This is a genomic window from Streptomyces sp. NPDC050161 (assembly GCF_044460025.1).
Classification (GTDB): Bacteria; Actinomycetota; Actinomycetes; order Streptomycetales; family Streptomycetaceae; genus Streptomyces.
On the sequence record NZ_JBITJM010000003.1, the window covers coordinates 494,364 to 510,682 of the forward strand.

13 protein-coding genes are annotated in these 16,319 nt (G+C 69.1%); 11 read left to right on the forward strand and 2 right to left on the reverse strand.

The window, feature by feature from the left end:
* Positions 1 to 117: 117 nt before the first annotated feature.
* The 8 genes from ACIBK8_RS07560 to ACIBK8_RS07595 all read left to right on the forward strand — a co-directional run bounded on the left by ACIBK8_RS07560 (position 118) and on the right by ACIBK8_RS07595 (position 9,952).
* Complete coding sequence (locus ACIBK8_RS07560; protein ID WP_399040675.1) at positions 118 to 1,050, forward strand: phytanoyl-CoA dioxygenase family protein; 933 nt, start codon at positions 118 to 120, stop codon at positions 1,048 to 1,050.
* A gap of 262 nt (positions 1,051 to 1,312) precedes the next feature.
* Entirely contained in the window at positions 1,313 to 1,774 is a 462-nt protein-coding gene (locus ACIBK8_RS07565) for a GNAT family N-acetyltransferase (protein ID WP_399040677.1), read from the forward strand.
* A gap of 58 nt (positions 1,775 to 1,832) precedes the next feature.
* Positions 1,833 to 2,756 (forward strand): TauD/TfdA dioxygenase family protein, encoded by a 924-nt coding sequence (locus tag ACIBK8_RS07570; RefSeq protein ID WP_399040678.1) that lies wholly within the window; start codon positions 1,833 to 1,835, stop codon positions 2,754 to 2,756.
* 160 nt (positions 2,757 to 2,916) lie between these two features.
* Entirely contained in the window at positions 2,917 to 4,113 is a 1,197-nt protein-coding gene (gene argE / locus ACIBK8_RS07575; RefSeq protein WP_399040679.1) for an acetylornithine deacetylase, read from the forward strand.
* Positions 4,114 to 4,226: 113 nt separating this feature from the next.
* Positions 4,227 to 5,534 (forward strand): MFS transporter, encoded by a 1,308-nt coding sequence (locus ACIBK8_RS07580; RefSeq protein WP_399040680.1) that lies wholly within the window; start codon positions 4,227 to 4,229, stop codon positions 5,532 to 5,534.
* Between the two features lie 184 nt (positions 5,535 to 5,718).
* A complete protein-coding gene (locus tag ACIBK8_RS07585; protein WP_399040682.1) occupies positions 5,719 to 7,128 on the forward strand; it encodes a hypothetical protein in 1,410 nt (469 codons plus the stop codon).
* 32 nt (positions 7,129 to 7,160) lie between these two features.
* Positions 7,161 to 8,426, forward strand: a complete 1,266-nt coding sequence (locus tag ACIBK8_RS07590) for an ATP-grasp domain-containing protein (RefSeq protein WP_399040683.1) — start codon at positions 7,161 to 7,163, stop codon at positions 8,424 to 8,426.
* Between the two features lie 257 nt (positions 8,427 to 8,683).
* Complete coding sequence (locus ACIBK8_RS07595; RefSeq protein WP_399040685.1) at positions 8,684 to 9,952, forward strand: cation:proton antiporter; 1,269 nt, start codon at positions 8,684 to 8,686, stop codon at positions 9,950 to 9,952.
* Between the two features lie 37 nt (positions 9,953 to 9,989).
* Here ACIBK8_RS07595 and ACIBK8_RS07600 read toward each other — a convergent pair whose 3' ends face one another.
* A complete protein-coding gene (locus ACIBK8_RS07600) occupies positions 9,990 to 10,757 on the reverse strand; it encodes an SDR family oxidoreductase (protein WP_399040686.1) in 768 nt (255 codons plus the stop codon).
* A gap of 23 nt (positions 10,758 to 10,780) precedes the next feature.
* Positions 10,781 to 11,464, reverse strand: a complete 684-nt coding sequence (locus tag ACIBK8_RS07605; protein ID WP_399040761.1) for a YitT family protein — start codon at positions 11,462 to 11,464, stop codon at positions 10,781 to 10,783.
* A 198-nt stretch (positions 11,465 to 11,662) separates the two neighbouring features.
* Here ACIBK8_RS07605 and ACIBK8_RS07610 point away from each other — a divergent pair, with 198 nt between their 5' ends.
* The 3 genes from ACIBK8_RS07610 to ACIBK8_RS07620 all read left to right on the forward strand — a co-directional run bounded on the left by ACIBK8_RS07610 (position 11,663) and on the right by ACIBK8_RS07620 (position 16,075).
* The gene (locus tag ACIBK8_RS07610) at positions 11,663 to 13,150 is read left to right on the forward strand and encodes a PLP-dependent aminotransferase family protein (RefSeq protein ID WP_399040687.1); all 1,488 of its coding nucleotides are present in this window, start codon (positions 11,663 to 11,665) and stop codon (positions 13,148 to 13,150) included.
* Positions 13,151 to 13,370: 220 nt separating this feature from the next.
* Complete coding sequence (locus ACIBK8_RS07615) at positions 13,371 to 14,870, forward strand: FUSC family protein (RefSeq protein ID WP_399040762.1); 1,500 nt, start codon at positions 13,371 to 13,373, stop codon at positions 14,868 to 14,870.
* Positions 14,871 to 15,025: 155 nt separating this feature from the next.
* On the forward strand, positions 15,026 to 16,075 hold the full coding sequence (locus tag ACIBK8_RS07620; protein WP_399040688.1) for a lactonase family protein: 1,050 nt from the start codon (positions 15,026 to 15,028) through the stop codon (positions 16,073 to 16,075).
* Positions 16,076 to 16,319 lie beyond the last annotated feature (244 nt).

Genomic DNA, 16,319 nt, shown 5'->3' on the forward strand with positions numbered 1-16,319 from the left:
CGCTGATATCGACGAGCCGCGGGCCGTGGCTGCGTAGGGCATACCCATGCCTTCAGCGCGGCGTTCATATCGCAGATTCAAGCTGAATCGCACATCAATCAGAAGACAGGAACTGACATGATCAACCCCACCTTCTCCATCAGCAAGGACGACGTCGAGTTCTTCAAGGAGCACGGCTTCCTGAAGCTGCGGAACATCTTCTCGGAAGAGTTCACCGAGCACATGAGGAGCATCAGCACCTCGCAGGTGGCTCCCCCCGGAGACAACTACGGGTCGGGCTTCAGCAAGCTCAAGTACGACGTCGGGAACGACGACCCAAAGATTCTCGCGCTCATGGGTGACCCCGCGTTTTCGAAGGCGATGACCCGGCTCACCGAGACGTCCCTGTTCTTCACGCAGGGCCTCGGTTTCGAGCTGGAGAAGAACAAGAGCACGGGCTTCCCCTGGCACGTGGGAACGCAGAGCTTCGGCTTCCAGCGGCGGCAGGACCAGGGCTTCACGATCTGGACGCCGCTGTGCTCCATCGACCCGGAGGGGCAGCGCGGCGGCATGAAGTACCTGTCCAAGCAGGTGCTGTCCGGTGAATTCGTCTACCAGCACATCAACCTGCTGCCGGACTTCATGAAGGACGAGATAGCCGCCGGCAAGGAACTCAGCTTCGACGACTTCAGCCGGCTCAAGAACAACCTGCTGAACTCGCCCGAAATGGCGAAGCTGCTCGACCACTTCGCGGTCGAGGACTCCTTCGAGCCCGGCGACGCCCTGATCTTCGACAAGTACGTACTCCACCGGAGCGTACCGCTCGCCGAGGGCCCCATTCCGTCCCGCCTGGCCTACGCGCTGCGCTTCTCGTCGATCGACGCGCGCTACGACAAGCGCCGGGTGGACGCGCTGGCATTCCCGCGGGTCACCTTCAACTACGACGTCGGCAGCCACTTCAACGACAATGTCGGCACCCACGACGGCGACACCGTCTACAGCAGCCCGCACTTCGACGGCACCCGCGAGGCCCGCACGCTCGACGCGGACGATGTGCCGCAGCACGTCTAGTACGACGCGTTTTGTTCACGTGTGGTCGCGACGGCTCCTCGCCGGGCACCGGCTTTTCTCGCCAGGAGAGAAACCGGTGCCTGGCAGGACCGTTGCGCTGCATGTCTGCACCCGTCGCCGCCGGCTTGGCCGGCCCGCACCGTGCCCGCACCGGATGCGACGGGAAACCCCAGCAGATGGCGAAGCAACAAATCCGGGCGGTTGATCTGCGATCGGCCGCTGGATGGTGCGTCTCAGGAACGGGAAAATCATGGTAGGCATCGTGAATGACACTGACGTTGTGCTGCGGCCGGCCAGGCCCGAGGACAGCCGGCAAATGGCGTCACTGGCGCAAGAAGCGTACGGGAAATACGTCGATTTGGTGGATGAACCGCCGGCACCCACGCTGCTCGACTACGAAGTCGTCGCCGCCGCCGGCCGCACACACGTCGCGGTGGACGCGGGTGAAATCGTGGGCATGGTCACGGTGGAACCGAGCGATCCCCACCTGATCCTGAGAAACCTCGCGGTGCGTCCTTCCTGCCAGGGAAAAGGCATCGGGAAAAAGCTGGTTTCACTTGTGGAGAATATGGCGCAGGTGGCCGATCTGAAAGGCGTCCGGCTTTGGACCCGTGCCGAAATGATCGATAATATCGCATTTTACGAGCGGCTTCATTACGCCATCACTCACTCCGAGCAGACGGCCGAGGCCAACCGGGTCTTCTTCTGCAAAGAGCTCGGGTGACGCGGATACCGCGCAACAGCTCGAAGTAACTCGACCAGCACGTGAATGGGAGCGCACAGTGGTTACCCCTCAGTCCACGCCGATTGCGAATCGAATCGCCGAGACTTTCGCCGCGGAGGTGAAGGAGCCGGCCATCACCCAGGACATGATCCGGGAAATGGGCCGGTCGATCTACGAGACGTACCTCGACCACAAGGTCCTGGTTTTCCGCTCCCAGGACATCTCGGCCCGCACCTTCGCCGAGTTCGGCACCATCTTCGGGCGTCCTGAAGAGCACCACGTCATCAAGCTGCGCCACCCGGAAGAGCCGACGCTCACGCTCCTGTCCAACCAGGACGAGCCCGGCAGGAACAAGGAGATGAAGACGTCGGGCCAGGGATGGCACTCCGACTACTCCTACAAACTGGTGCCCGGCAGCGCGACGATGCTGCACGGCACCAGCATTCCGGGCGAGGGCGGGGACACGCTCTTCGCCGACGCCGAATCGGCCTTCGCGGCTCTCCCCGAAGACCGGAAGGCGTACCTCAGGACGCTGCGGGTCCGCCATCAGTACCGCTGGTCGCCGGACCGCGAGGACCCCTGGGCGCGCTGGAAGTACATCGGCCCGGAAGAGCGGAAGAAGACCCCGGAAATCACCCACCCGCTCGTCCGCCGGCACCCGGACACGGGCCGCGAGACGCTGTTCATCCAGCCGCGCATCATCGGCAGCGTGGTGGCGATCGACGACATGGAAGAGAAGGAAAGCACGGCGCTGATCGAGGAGTTGATCGCGCACATCACGAGCGAGCGCTTCGTTTACCGGCACAAGTGGAGCCCGCTCGACGTGGTGGTCTGGGACAACCGGTGCGTGCTGCACTCGGCGACGACGAAGGACCTCGACGAGAAGCACGTGCGGCGGCTGCTGCGGCTGACCACGCACGGCCAGCCGGTCACGCCGTCCCTGCCGGAAGTGGGCCACAGCCGGCTGTCGCCCGTGAGCTGAATCCGCAGCGGATGACCTGAACGGCGAAGCCACTCGTTTCACCGCCTCAGGAACATCCGGCGAAGAGAAACGTGCGCTGTTGTGGGCGCCCCGTGTCTCACCCGCCGGGGCGCCCGCACACCCTCGATACCCAGGCCCCACTCGACGTTAGCGAGCCATCATGTCTGCCAGGTTTCCGGTCCGGTGCTCGGACAGCGAGCTGTACTCCCACATGCTCGGCATTCTTGAGCGATTGGTCGGCTTCGACACCACGAGCCACAAGTCCAATCTGGAGCTGATCAGTTACGTCCAGGGGCTCCTTTCCAGCAACGACATCGACACCACTCTCCACTGGAACGACGAACGCAGTAAGGCCAACCTGGTGGCGACCGCGGGGCCGCGCAGCGGCGGACAGCGCGGAATCATCTGGTCGGGCCATACGGACGTGGTTCCCGTGGACGGACAGAAGTGGACGGCGGACCCTTTCACGCTGCGCGTGACGGATGACCAGGCCATCGGCCGTGGCACCGCGGACATGAAGGGCTTCATCGCCTGTTGCCTGGCCCTGCTCACCCAGGTCGACCAGGCGGCGCTGACCGTTCCCGTCACCCTCCTCCTCACCTACGAGGAGGAAGTGGGCTGCGTGGGTGCCCGCCGCCTCGTGCCGGAATTGCAGACGTGGGTCGACGACAGCATCGGCTGCGTCATCGGCGAGCCCACGGGCATGAAGGTGGTCATCGGGCACAAGGGAAAGCAGAACTACCGGATCCGGTTCACCGGCGAGCCGAAGCACGCCGCGCTCGCGCCGCAGATGCCCAACCCCATCGTGTCCGCATCCGAACTCGCCGCTTTCGCCCAGACGTTGAACGAGCAGTTCCAGTCGGACGGCCCGCACGACGAGCGGTTCACCATCGACCACTCATGGATCAACGTCGGCAGGATCGACGGCGGCGTCAAGCCCAACATCGTCCCGGACAACTGCCTCATGGAGCTGGAGATCCGGGCCGTACCGGGCCATGACTGCGACGGTATCGCCAATGAACTGAAGCGCTTCGCCGAGGAAAACCTCCTGCCGAAGATGGCGAAGAAGTCTCAACTGGCCGATATCTCCGTGGAACAGCTCTCCGACACGCCCTCGTTCGCCATCGACGACACGCACGCGTTCGTCGAGCTGGTCAGGTCGGCCTTCGGCGAGGAAGAGCCCCCGGAATACGTGCCCTTCGGGACGGAAGCCGGACTCATCTGGGGCAAGGCCGGAGTGCCGGCCGTCGTGTGCGGACCGGGATTCATCAGCGAAGCCCACACGGCCGACGAAGCCGTTCCGCTGGACCAGCTCAAGCTGTGCCTGTCGCAGCTTCAGCAACTGCCGCTCACCTGAAAGGGAAGCGCTCAAAGGGAATCGCCGGTACGGCCGGTCACATCCGGCCGGCCCCCAGGGGATACGGACCAGCGGCCAACCCGCTGCGCGTCCCCTTTCGATAAGGAGAACTGTTGACCTGTGACAGCCCTCGCGGTCCTGACACGAAGACCGTCAGTGGTGGGGTGTCCGCCTCCGGCGCGACCGTCGGCGTCGCAGCGTCGCGCCGTCTCGGCCGGGAATTCGGGAAGCTGTGGACCGCCTCTTCCACCTCGGCCATCGGCGACGGGATATCACTCACCGCCGCCCCGCTCATAGCCAGCACGCTGACGGACGACCCGCGGCTCATCGCCGGTGTCACCATGGCCCTGACCCTGCCGTACGCCCTGTTCGGCATTCCGGCGGGAGTCCTCGCCGACCGGGTCGACCTGCGGCGTTCCATGGCCCGCATCGACTTCTTCCGCGGCACCATGGTCCTGGTGTTCGCCCTGTCGGTCGCCTTCGACTGGGCCAGTCTCGGCGTGATGTACGGGTGTTTCTTCCTGATCGGCACCTGTGAGACGTTCTTCCGGAACGCCTCACAGATTCTTGTGCCGTCCGTCGTCGCCGAAGAGCAATTGGTCGACGCCAACGGCCGGCTTCTGGGAGCACAGACCGCCGCCAACCAATTCGTCGGGCCGCTGGTGGGATCGGCGCTCTTCGTGCTGGCGCCCGCCGTACCGTTCGGGCTCGACGCGGTCACCTTCTTCGTCTCCGCCGTACTGCTCACCCGGCTGCGGACCACCACCCCGCACGACCATGTCACCCCGGCGAAGCGCCCAGGGCTGCTGGCCGATATGACCACCGGCGCCCGGTGGCTGATGCGCCATCGGCTGCTGCGGAATCTGTCGCTGACCGCGGGCGCTATCAATCTCGTGTACACCGGTTCCCTCGCGGTGCTCGTCGTTTACGCACACAAAGTGCTGGGACTCGGCGATCTCGGGTACGGCGTGCTGTTGGCCTGCCAAGCCATCGGCGCCGTCGCCGCGGCGAAATTGTCGCCGCTTCTGGTCCGGCGCATCGGCGGCGAATGGACCCTCGTATGCGTGGTGACGACCATGGCGGTCGGCGACGCGGTGATCTGGCAGACATCCACGGTGTGGGTCGTGGGATGCGCGCTGGCCCTCGGCGCCTGTGCCAGCATCACCTGGGATGTCGTCGTGGTCGTCCTGCGCCAGACGGTCATTCCCAAGCCGTTGCAGGGCCGCGTCAACAGCATTTACCGGCTCTTCGCCTGGGGCGCGATGCCGGTGGGCGCCGGGCTGGCCGGAGTGGTTTCCAAAGGGCTGGGCGCGACCGCCGTGTACGGACTCGGCGCCGCCGTCATGGCCGTCGTCGCCGTGCGCCTCGTACTCGGCGCCCGCCGGCACTGGTTTGCCGACGCACAGGCGCAGCAGTCATGAAATGCCGTACCGGAAAGGGCCGTTCAGCGAACGGGACGGCCTGCCGTGCGGCCGTCCGTCATCCGGCGTGCACCCCCGCATGAGGAGGTCGAATCGCCGGTCATCGATCCCTTTCACACCCCCTGTTCAAGCCGCCGGCCGGCCCGCCGTGCCCGCCCGAGCCGAACGAAATGAGAACCCCTCCATGACGCAGCCCCTGACCACCCCGCACGTTCCCAGGTCGGAACTCGGCGCGGAATATCTCAAGTCCCTTTCCCGGCAGGGCACCGACCCAGCCGACCTGACCCGCAAGGTCGTCGAGGACGAACTGGTGACGGTGGCCTACCAGGGCCGTTTCCTCGCCTCGCCGGTATTCCTCTCGACCGCGGAACGCCGCAGGCTCGCCGCCGACCTGCTGATGGTCCACACTCTGCTGACCGAACTTCCCGAGCGCCTTTTCGACGGTGACATCGCTGCCCTGGCCCGCGCCGTCGGCATGACGGAAACGCAGGCTTCCGTGGTCGAGCGCGCGGCGAAGGCGGGCCCGCAGCTGCTCCCGCTGGCGCGTTCCGACCTCTACCGCGGCGCCGACGGCTTCAAGCTTCTCGAACTCAACATCACCAGCGCCCTCGGTGGTTTCGAGAACGCCGGAATCAACCGGGCCATGCTGACGCACCCGGCGCTGTCCGCATTCGCCGCGGAACACCGGCTCGGTTACGTCGACACGCTGCGCGGCATTGTCGACACCCTCTTCGCCGAGTGCGCGGCGAACATCGAAGAGGGCCGCCGCCCCGTCGTCGCGCTGGTCGACTGGCCCGAGAGCTTCCTGTCGTACGAGCCCCGCCTGAAGGTCATGGCCGCGCTGTTCGACGGAATGGGCATCGACGCCATTCCCTGCCACGTGGGCCATATCCGGGAGAACGACGGGCATCTTGAGGTGGACGGACGCCGCATCGACGTGGTGTACCGCTTCTTCCTCGTCGAAGAGATCGTCAATCCCGCCGACGCCGCGCTCGTCGAGCCCATTCTGCGCGCATTCGAAAAGGGCACGGTCGGGCTCTTCAGCCGGCTCGACGCCGAGCTGTACGGCAACAAGGGCGCACTCGCCATGCTGTCCGACGACCGCAACAGGTCGGCATTCTCGGCGGAGGAACGCGCCTGCATCGACCGGTTCCTGCCGTGGACCCGGTATGTGCGGAGCACCGCGACCGACCTCCAGGGGCAGGAGATCGACCTCGTGGAGCACGCCGTCGCCCAGCAGCAGGACCTGATTCTCAAGCCGACGCTGCTGCACGGCGGCAATGGCATCGTCCCCGGCTGGACGGTCACCGCGGACGAATGGAAGGCCCGCCTCACCGAGGCGATGGACGGCCCCTACGTGGTTCAGGAGCGCATTCGCCCACTGCCCGAGACATTCCCCGCCGACGAGGGCAGCGGAACTCAGGAACTCTTCCTCAACTGGGGTGTCTTCCTCACCGATCCCACGGTCACGGGAGAGGACGGATACAACGGGTGTCTGGTACGGGGAAGCACCGATCCCCAGGTCGGCGTCGTCAGCATGTCGGGTGGCGCCCGGGTGGCCTGCGCCTTCCATGAAACCAGCGAGCCGGCCTGAACAGCCGGCGGGATATCGAGGACGCCGTACACATGAAGATCGCAGTTGTCGACGGATATTCGACCGGACGCACACTCGTCAGCGCACTCCGCAACCGCGGAAGCGCCTGTATCCATGTGCAGAGTTCCCCGGACATGTCGGACTACTTCACCCGGGGATTCCACGCGGACGACTACGAAGCCGTACTGGGCGCCGGTGAACCCACCGAACTCGCCGCCGAACTCTCCCGGTTGGGTGTGCAGCGCGTCGTGGCCGGAACGGAATCGGGCGTCATTCTCGCCGACACCCTCACGCATCTCATGGGGCTGCCGGGCAACCGGTACGACACCATCGCGGCCCGCCGCGACAAGGTTCTGATGGGCGATACGGCAGCCGCCGCCGGCGTGGCCACCCCTCTCGGCGGGGCATTCGCCGACGCGGCCGAGGCGGCGGAATGGTTCGCCTCGCACGGCCTGGAAGAAGGGGTCGTCAAGCCGACCAGCAGCGCGGGCACCGACAACGTACGGTTCTGCCGTACACCGGCCGACATTCACAGCGCCTGCGATGCGGTGCTCAACTCGGCCAATCTGTACGGGCAGCCCAATACCGTGGCGCTGGTCCAGGAACGCGTACGCGGCGTCGAGTACTACGCGAACACCGTCTCCCACGAGGGTGTGCACCGCATGGCGGAGCTGTGGCGGTACACCAAGCGGGTGGGCAGCTCGGGATACCCGATATACGACTACGAAGAGCCGGTACCGGTCGCCTCGGCCGAGGCGGCACCGCTGCGGGAATTCGTCGCCGCGACCCTGGACGCCCTGGGCGTGGTGTCCGGCGCCGCCCACACCGAGGTGATGATGACGGCCCGCGGCCCGGTACTCATCGAAAGCGGCGCACGGCTGGGCGGCGGAACCGCACCGGCCGTCGTGGAGAAATTCTCCGGAACCTCCCAGACCAGCCTCTTCGCCGACACCCTGATCGACCCGAAGCGTCTCGAAGAATTCGATGACGCGGCCACCACGTGGTCCCGCACGGTACGGAACGTCGCCCTCATCAATCCCGTTGCCGGAAAGGTGAGTTCACTGGACTGGACGGAGCGGATCGAGGCACTGCCGACGCTGGTCACGCTCACCCATGGCGTCACTGCCGGGGAACAGCTGGCGGCCACCACCGATCTGATCAATTCGCCCGGATACGTGTACCTGGCCGCCGAGGACCCGCAGGACATCGAGCGTGATTACCGCGCGCTGCGGGACATGGAGGAAGAGGGCCTTTACACCGGCCGGGTCCGTACCGGCTCCGCCGCGCGGCACGCCTGAAGGCCGCCACCTGAGACAACCGCCCGCCGGGCCGAGCCGCTCGCGCGGTGAATCCCGGCGGCGGTCGGCCGGGGCCGGCTCATCGCCTCCCCGGCACACACCACGCGGCCCGCACCCGCCACCTTCCGCTCACTCAACAATCGATGTCTCAGGGCCGCCGGTTATGTCAGGGGGAGGGCTGAGGCCGATGGATCAGCTGTGAAAGGAACCCGATGACACTGGCCATGGGGCCCGTGCCCGCTATCAGTCATCATCAGATGCTCGTGTTTCTCATACAGATAGGTCTGCTCCTGGCTGTCGCCGTGGGGCTCGGCCGGCTCGCGGCACGCGTGGGCCTGCCCTCAGTGGTGGGCGAACTCACCGCCGGAGTCGTTCTCGGCCCTTCCCTGCTGGGGAATCTCGCGCCGGGAGCCTCGCAGTGGCTGCTGCCCAGAAATCCCGAGCAATTGCATCTGCTCGGCGCGGTCGGACAGTTGGGCGTCATTTTCCTCGTGGCCATCACGGGAGCCCACATCGATCTGGGACTGCTCAAGCGCAAACGACGGGCCATCAGCTGGGTGAGCGCCGGAAGCGTATTGCTGCCGCTCATCATCGGATTCGTACTCAGCCTGCTGCTTCCCGACGCGCTGATGGGAAAGGCGAGCGACCGCCTGACCTTCGGCCTTTTCATGGGCGTGGCGGTAGCCGTGAGCGCGCTCCCGGTCATCGCCAAAACACTGCTGGACATGGGTCTTCTGCACCGCAATGTCGGCCAGATCATCATCGGGGCCGCCGCGGTGAGCGACATCATCGGCTGGCTGCTGCTGTCGGTGGTCTCCGCCATGGCGTCGTTCGGATTCCGTATCGGCGTGCTGATGGAATCCGTCGGCTATCTCATTCTCGTGCTGCTCATTACGGCGTACGTGGCCAGGCCCCTGATCGGGCGGCTGCTGCGCACCGTCGAGCGGTCGTCAGGGCGCGAGGTCAGCCTTTCCGCCATCGCGGTGCTGATCGTGCTGGCCGCGGCCGGCACCCACGCGCTGGGCATGGAACCCGTCCTGGGCGCCTTCCTCTGCGGCATCGTGGTCGGCTCCCTGGGCACGGAGAGCCGGAGGTCACTGGACTCCATGCGGGCGTTCGTCATGGCGACGCTCGCTCCCCTGTTCCTCGCGACGGCCGGCCTCCAGGTGGACCTGACCGCTCTGGGGGAGCCCCAGGTGCTCATCGCCGCTCTGGTCACGCTCGCCGTCGCCATCGGGGCGAAGTTCGCGGGCGGCTATCTGGGGGCCCGCGCCGGCCGGTTGACGCACACCGAGTCCGTCGCCATCGGTGCCGGTCTCAACGCCCGCGGCGTGGTGGAGATCATCCTCGCCTCCGTCGGTCTGCAACTCGGTGTGCTGACCACCGCCTCGTACACCATCGTCGTTCTGGTCGCGGTGGTCACCTCGGTCATGGCGCCGCCGATCCTGCGCCGTACCACTCGGCGCATGGCCAAGACCGAGACCGAGATCGCGCGCGAGCGGGAGTTCATGGCCCAGGCCCAGTAACCCGGCGGCACACCAGGCGAGTTCGCCCTCGACAGCGTCAGAAACCGTGGCGCGCGCCGCCGTCCACCGGAAGCATGACGCCGGTGACGTAGGAGGCGGCGGGGGACAGGAAGAAGGCTGCGGCGCGCCCGAACTCGTCGGGTGTGCCGTAGCGGCCCAGCGGGATGGTCGCCGAGCTGCGGGCCCTGACGGCTTCCGCGTCGCCGGACAGCTCGTCCAGCTGCCTGGTCCGGTCCGTGTCGATGCGGCCGGGGATGAGGCCGAGTACGCGGATGCCGCGCGGGCCGAGTTCGCCCGCGAGCGACTTGGCGAAACCGGCCAGTCCCGGGCGCAGACCGTTGGAGAGCGTGAGGCCGGGGATCGGCTCGTGGACGGAGCGGGAGAGGACGAAGCCGATCACGCCTCCCTCGGGCAGGGCGCCGGCGGCCGTGCGGGCGAGCCGGACCGCGCCGAGGAAGACGGCCGAGAAGGCCGCCTGCCACTGCTCGTCGGTGTTGGCGCTCTCCCCGGATGCGCCGCTGCCGGGAGGCGGCCCGCCGACGCTGATGAAGACGCCGTGCAAGGCGCCGAAGCGGTCACGCGCCGCGGCGACCAGGCGCTCGGCCGCCGCCGGGTCGGCGTTGTCGGCACCCACCCCCAGGGCGCGCGGGCCGAGCGCGGTGGCCGCGGCCTCGGCGGACTCGGGCGTACGGCCGGTGACCACGACGTTCGCGCCCTCGGCGACCAACTGGCGGGCGGTGGCGTGACCGAGCCCGCGGGTCGCTCCTGTGACGAGGTAGGTACGGTCCTTCAGTCCAAGATCCATAGGGGCATTCTGCCGCAGCTTCCTCAACCCCCTTGACCCCGCCCCTCGTTGGCCGCACCCACCCGGGAACGCACCGCCTCGCCCCCGCATCCGACCGCGCCGCGGTAGGCGAACCAGGGCACGAAGAACTGGGTGATGGGGCCGACGGTGAGCGCGTATAGCACCGTGCCGATGCCCGCGGTCCCGCCGAGCAGCCAGCCCACGACGAGCACGCTGATCTCGATCACGGTGCGGACGAGCCGCATGGAGCGCCCGGTGACCGCGGACGCGCCGGTCATCAGGCCGTCCCGCGGCCCGGGTCCGAAGCGCGCGCCGACGTACACGGCGACGGACAGCCCGTTGAGCAGGATCCCGCCGACGAGCAGGCAGGCACGGGCGGGGATCCCCAGGTGCGGCGGGATGAGGAAGAGACCGAGGTCGGAGAAGCACGCCAGGACGACGATGTTCGCGAAGGTGCCGAGCTTCGGCGCCTGTTTGAGCGGGATCCACAGCAGCAGCACGAGAACGCCGACGACCGCGCTGATCGCCCCGAAACTCAGCGAGGTGTGCTGCTCAAGCCCCTCGTACAGGACGCTCCACGGGTTGACGCCCAGCGCGGCCCTGACCATCACCGAGAGGCTGAAGCCGTAGAGGGCCAGGCCGATGAACAGCTGGGGGAGGCGCCGCAGCGGACGCTCGCTGACGCGGACGTAGGTGAGCGGGGGCAGCTGCGGGGCCGGACGGCCCCTCAGACGTGCCACCCGACGTTGCTTGAGCCCACCTTCGCCGCCATCGGAAATCTTCTGCTCCACACTCGCCTCCACAAGGAAGTTGTCCGTCCGTCAGGTCCGTCCATCAGGCCAATAAGGCGAGTCTGTAGACTGATTGGCCCAGTTGACATGGCCAATCGGAGAGGAATGGTTGGTATGGCTGATCCGACCCCGCTGCATCCCGTGGACGGCATAGAGCGCAGCGACCGCACCCTGGGCAGCCGTCAGCTCGCCGCGATGCTCCCGGATCTGACGGGGCTTCGGCCCGCCTACCGCCGGCTGGCCGATGCGATCGGCGAACTGATCCTGGAGGGGCGGGTCGCCCTGCACGTCAGGCTCCCCGCCGAACGGGAACTCGCCACCGCCCTGCACACCAGCAGGGCCACCATCACCGCCGTCTACGACCTGCTGCGCGAGCGCGGGTTCGCCCACAGCCGCCAGGGCTCCGGCACCTGGACGGACCTGCCCGAAGGCCGCAAACCCAAGGGCGTCACCCGGCTCCTGGGCCCCGAGGACACCGCGATCGACCTCGCCCGCGCCGCCCCCGGACTGCCCGAGCAGGCGCTCGTCGAGGCGCTCGCCCACGTCACCCCGCACCTCGCCGCGCACGCCCACACCCCCGGCTACCACCCCTACGGCCTGCCGGAACTGCGCGCCGCCATCGCCGAACGCTTCACCCGGCGGGGGCTCGCCACCGTGCCCGAGCAGATCCTGGTGACCTCCGGCGCCCAGCACGCCTTCACCCTGGTCCTGGGCCTGCTGTGCGCCACCGGCGACCGGATAATGGTCGAGAACCCGTCCTACCCCAACGCCCTGGACGCGGTGCGCAGAGCCCGGCTGCGCACCGTGTCGACACCCATGACCGACGTCGGCTGGGACATCGAGATCGCCGAGTCGACGCTGCGTCAGGCAGTGCCCCGACTCGCCTACCTGATCCCCGACTTCCACAACCCGACCGGCTGCCTGATGCCCGAGCACGAACGGATCCGCCTCCTGCGGGCCACCCAGCGCTCCGGCACCTGGCTCGTCATCGACGAGACCCTCACCGACCTCGCCCTCGACGTCCCCGCCCCACCGCCCTTCGCCTCGCACGCCACACCGGGCGGCGCAGGACAGATCATCACCATCGGCTCGATGAGCAAGACCCACTGGGCGGGCCTGCGCATCGGCTGGCTGCGCGCCCCGGCCAGGCTCGTCACGGAAATCGCCGGACAGCGGGTCGCCACCGACATGGGTGGCTCGGTCATCGACCAGCTCCTGGCACTCGCCCTGCTGGCCCGCGCCGACGAACTGCTGCCGCCCCGCCTGGAACAGCTGCGCACCCAGCGCGCTGCCCTGGCCGCTGCCCTGGCCGAGCACATCCCGCAGTGGAGCTGGCAGCTGCCGCCCGGCGGCCTGTCGCTCTGGGTCGACCTGGGCAAGCCCATCGCCTCGGCGCTGGCCGACCGCGCACTGGACTACGGCGTGCGGATCGAGGGCGGCACCTACTTCGCCACCGACCCCGGCATCTTCGAGCAAAGGCTCCGCATCCCGTACACCACCGCCCCCGACACCCTGCGCGAGGCGGTACGCCGCATGGCCAGGTCGCTGGACGACGAGCCCACCCCCTCGTCCGGCAGCCGGCGCCCCCACTGGGTCGCCTGAATCCGACCGTCCGGTCCCCGCTCACCGCGCTCAGCACGGCGGACGGTCGTCCGATGGCCCTCCTCCGGCGGCCCGCGACCGCACATCACTGGGCCAATGGCCCAGTGACATCGGCTTCTGTTGAGCCAGGGGCGCCCAGGATGGTCTGATGGCTCTGTCGATGGCGCTGCGGATCCCGCGGCGCCTTTTTCATGCCGTAGCGGAGGTCGGGTTGGCAAGCGTGCTGAAGAGAGTGATCGTCGCTCCGGATCCGGGGCGGATGCGCCTGCGGAGCGCCACTCGGGCCGTGCTCGGCATCGGCCCGGCCGCGGCGCTCTCGGGTCTTGCGGGCGGCTCGCTGGAGGCCGCTGTCGTCGGCGGGCTCGCCGCGCTGCTCGCGCTCTTCACGGTCATGGACACCACCGTCAAGGGGCAGGCCGTCACGACCGCGCTGCTGCCCGCCGTAGGTCTCCCCGTACTGGCGCTGGCCGCCGTCCTGCACGACTTTCCGCTGCTGCGGGACCTCACGTTCCTGGCCACCGTCTTCGCCGGCGTCTACGCCAGGCGCTGGGGCCCGCGCGGCCATGCGCTGGGCACCTTCGCCTTCATGACGATGTTCGCGGCACAGTTCCTGCACACCGTCCCCGGGCAGCTGCCGATGCTGTACGCCGCCATCGCCCTCGCCCTCCTCGTCTCCTCGACGGTCCGCTTCGGGCTGTGGTGCTACGAGCGGCGCCTGACACCGCCCACCGTGACGGCACCGCCGACCGGCAGGGGGCTGGCCCGCGCGACGACGCGCCAGGCGCTCCAGGCAACCGTCGCGGGCGGGTTCGCCCTCGTGGCGGGGCAGCTGCTGTCCGCCGACCGTTGGTACTGGGCGGTCGGCGCCGCGTGGTGGATCTTCGTGAACACCGCCTCGCGCGGGGAGACGCTGGTCAGAGGCTTCCGAAGGGTCCTCGGTACGGTCCTCGGCATCGTCGTCGGACTGTTCGTCGCGGTCCCGCTGCACGGCGCCGCGATCCCCACCGCCGTGCTCCTCGCGGTCTGCGTCTTCGGGATCTTCTACACCGCCGCGGTGTCCTACAGCTGGATGGTCTTCTTCGTGACGGTTCTCGCCGGGCTGCTCTACGGAACGCTGGGCGTCCTCGACGGCGGGCTGCTCCTGCTGCGGGTCGCCGAGACCGGCGCCGGAGCCGTGGGCGCGGCCCTGGCCGTGCTGCTCGTACTGCCGGTGACCACGCACGTCACCACCGACGCGTGGATCCGGCACGCGCTGCGCTGCGTCCACGCCTGCGCCGCCGAGAGCGCCGCGCGGCTGGCCGGATCGCCGACCGCCGACCCCGCCCCGCGGGTCGCCGAACTGGAGTCGCTGCTCGGCAAGGTCAGGCAGACGCTGGCCCCGCTGACGCACCCCGTCAACCCGTTGCGCGCCCGCAAGGCGCGCGCCGCCCAGGTGCTGCGGCTGCTCGACGACTGCGCCCGCGAGGTCCGTGGACTCGCCGCCGTGGCGGCCGACCCGGACGCCTCGCACGACGCGCGCCTGACCGCCGCCTGCCGCCGCGTGGAACTCACGGTCGAGGCGCTCTTCACGCCCGGCGATTCCCCCGGCCACCAGGCCGTTCCGGCAGCGCAGCACGGTGCGGCGGAGCCCGCGCTCGCGCATCTGCACGGCCTGGAACGCGCACTCGCCGAACTGGCCGCGCCGCTGCGCAGCCGGACCCGGGAACCGCTGGGAGCCTGAGCCGGGAGCGAAGTCCGCCGTCCGCCCGATGCCCCCTGGCCCCGGCTGTTAGCGTCGCCGTATCCGTGCGGGCGGACACCTGCCGGCCTCCTACGGGCGGCCGGGCAGCCGGCCCGTACGGGGACGAGCGGCGGCCGGTGACGAAGGGCGGAGCAGTGGGGACCACGGAGCGCGGACTGCGGGCGTACATCGGATCGTTCACCACGGCGGGCGGCGCGGGCCTCACCACCGCCGCCGTCGCCCCGGGCACCGGCGCCCTCACCGCGCTCCACACCACGGACGTGCTGCCCAACCCCTCCTTCCTCGCCCCGAGCCCCGACGGCCGTCACCTCTACGCGGTCAGCGAGACCACCGACGGCACGGCCGCCGCCTTCACCCTCACCCCCGAAGGCCCCGCACCCCTGGGCCCGCCCGTCCCCGTCGGCGGCGCCGACCCCACCCATCTCACCCTGACCTCCCGTCACTTGGCGACCGCCCACTACACATCCGGCAGCATCAGCGCCCTCCCCGTACGCGCCGACGGCACGCTCGGCGGACCCGCCGCCGTCCTGCGGCACCAGGGCAGCGGCCCGCGGGCCGACCGCCAGGAGGGCCCGCACGCGCACGCCGTACGTGCCGACCCCTCCGGCCGCTGGCTGCTCAGCGTCGACCTCGGCACCGACTCGGTCCGCTGCTGCACCCTCGACCCCACGAGCGGAACACTGGCCGTCCACGCCGAGATCCGGCTGCGCCCCGGCAGCGGACCGCGCCATCTCGCCTTCCACCCCGGTGGCGCCTTCGCCTACGTCATCAACGAGTTGGTGCCGACGGTCACCGTCTGCCGCTGGGACGCGGCGGCCGGCACCCTGACGCCGCTGGGCGAGACCCGGCTCCTCCCGGACGCCCCCGGGACACCCGAGACCTTCGCCTCCGCGCTGGTCCTCTCCCGGGACGGCCGGTTCGCCTGGGCCGCCAACCGCGGGCACGACAGCATCTCCGTGCTGGCCATCGACCCGTCGGACGGGCACGCCACCCTGGTCGGCACGGTTCCCTGCGGCGGTCACTGGCCCCGCGATCTGGCGCTGCACCCCGATGGCCGGCACATCTACGCCGCCAACGAGCGCTCCGGCGACGTCACGTGGTTCACCCTCGACCCGCACACCGGCCTGCCGGTCCGTGCCGGATCACTCGCCGCCCCCGCCGTCTCCTGCGTGGTCTTCGCCTGACCCGGCCCGCCGCCCGACGAACGTGGTGCGGCCCCGGGACGGCCACCACCCGGTGCGGCGGCCCGACCGGCCTGACCGGCCCGAATCGCCGTCCGCCGGTCGCCGCGGGCATCCCAGGGCCGCCCCGAGAGGCCCTGACGGCCCTCCTCGCGGGCGCCCGCCCGGCGGACCGCTCCCGCCGACCCACCCGCCTGCCGTAAGCCGTCTGACGGGCGCCTGGCGACCTCGGCCGACGGGCCGGGCC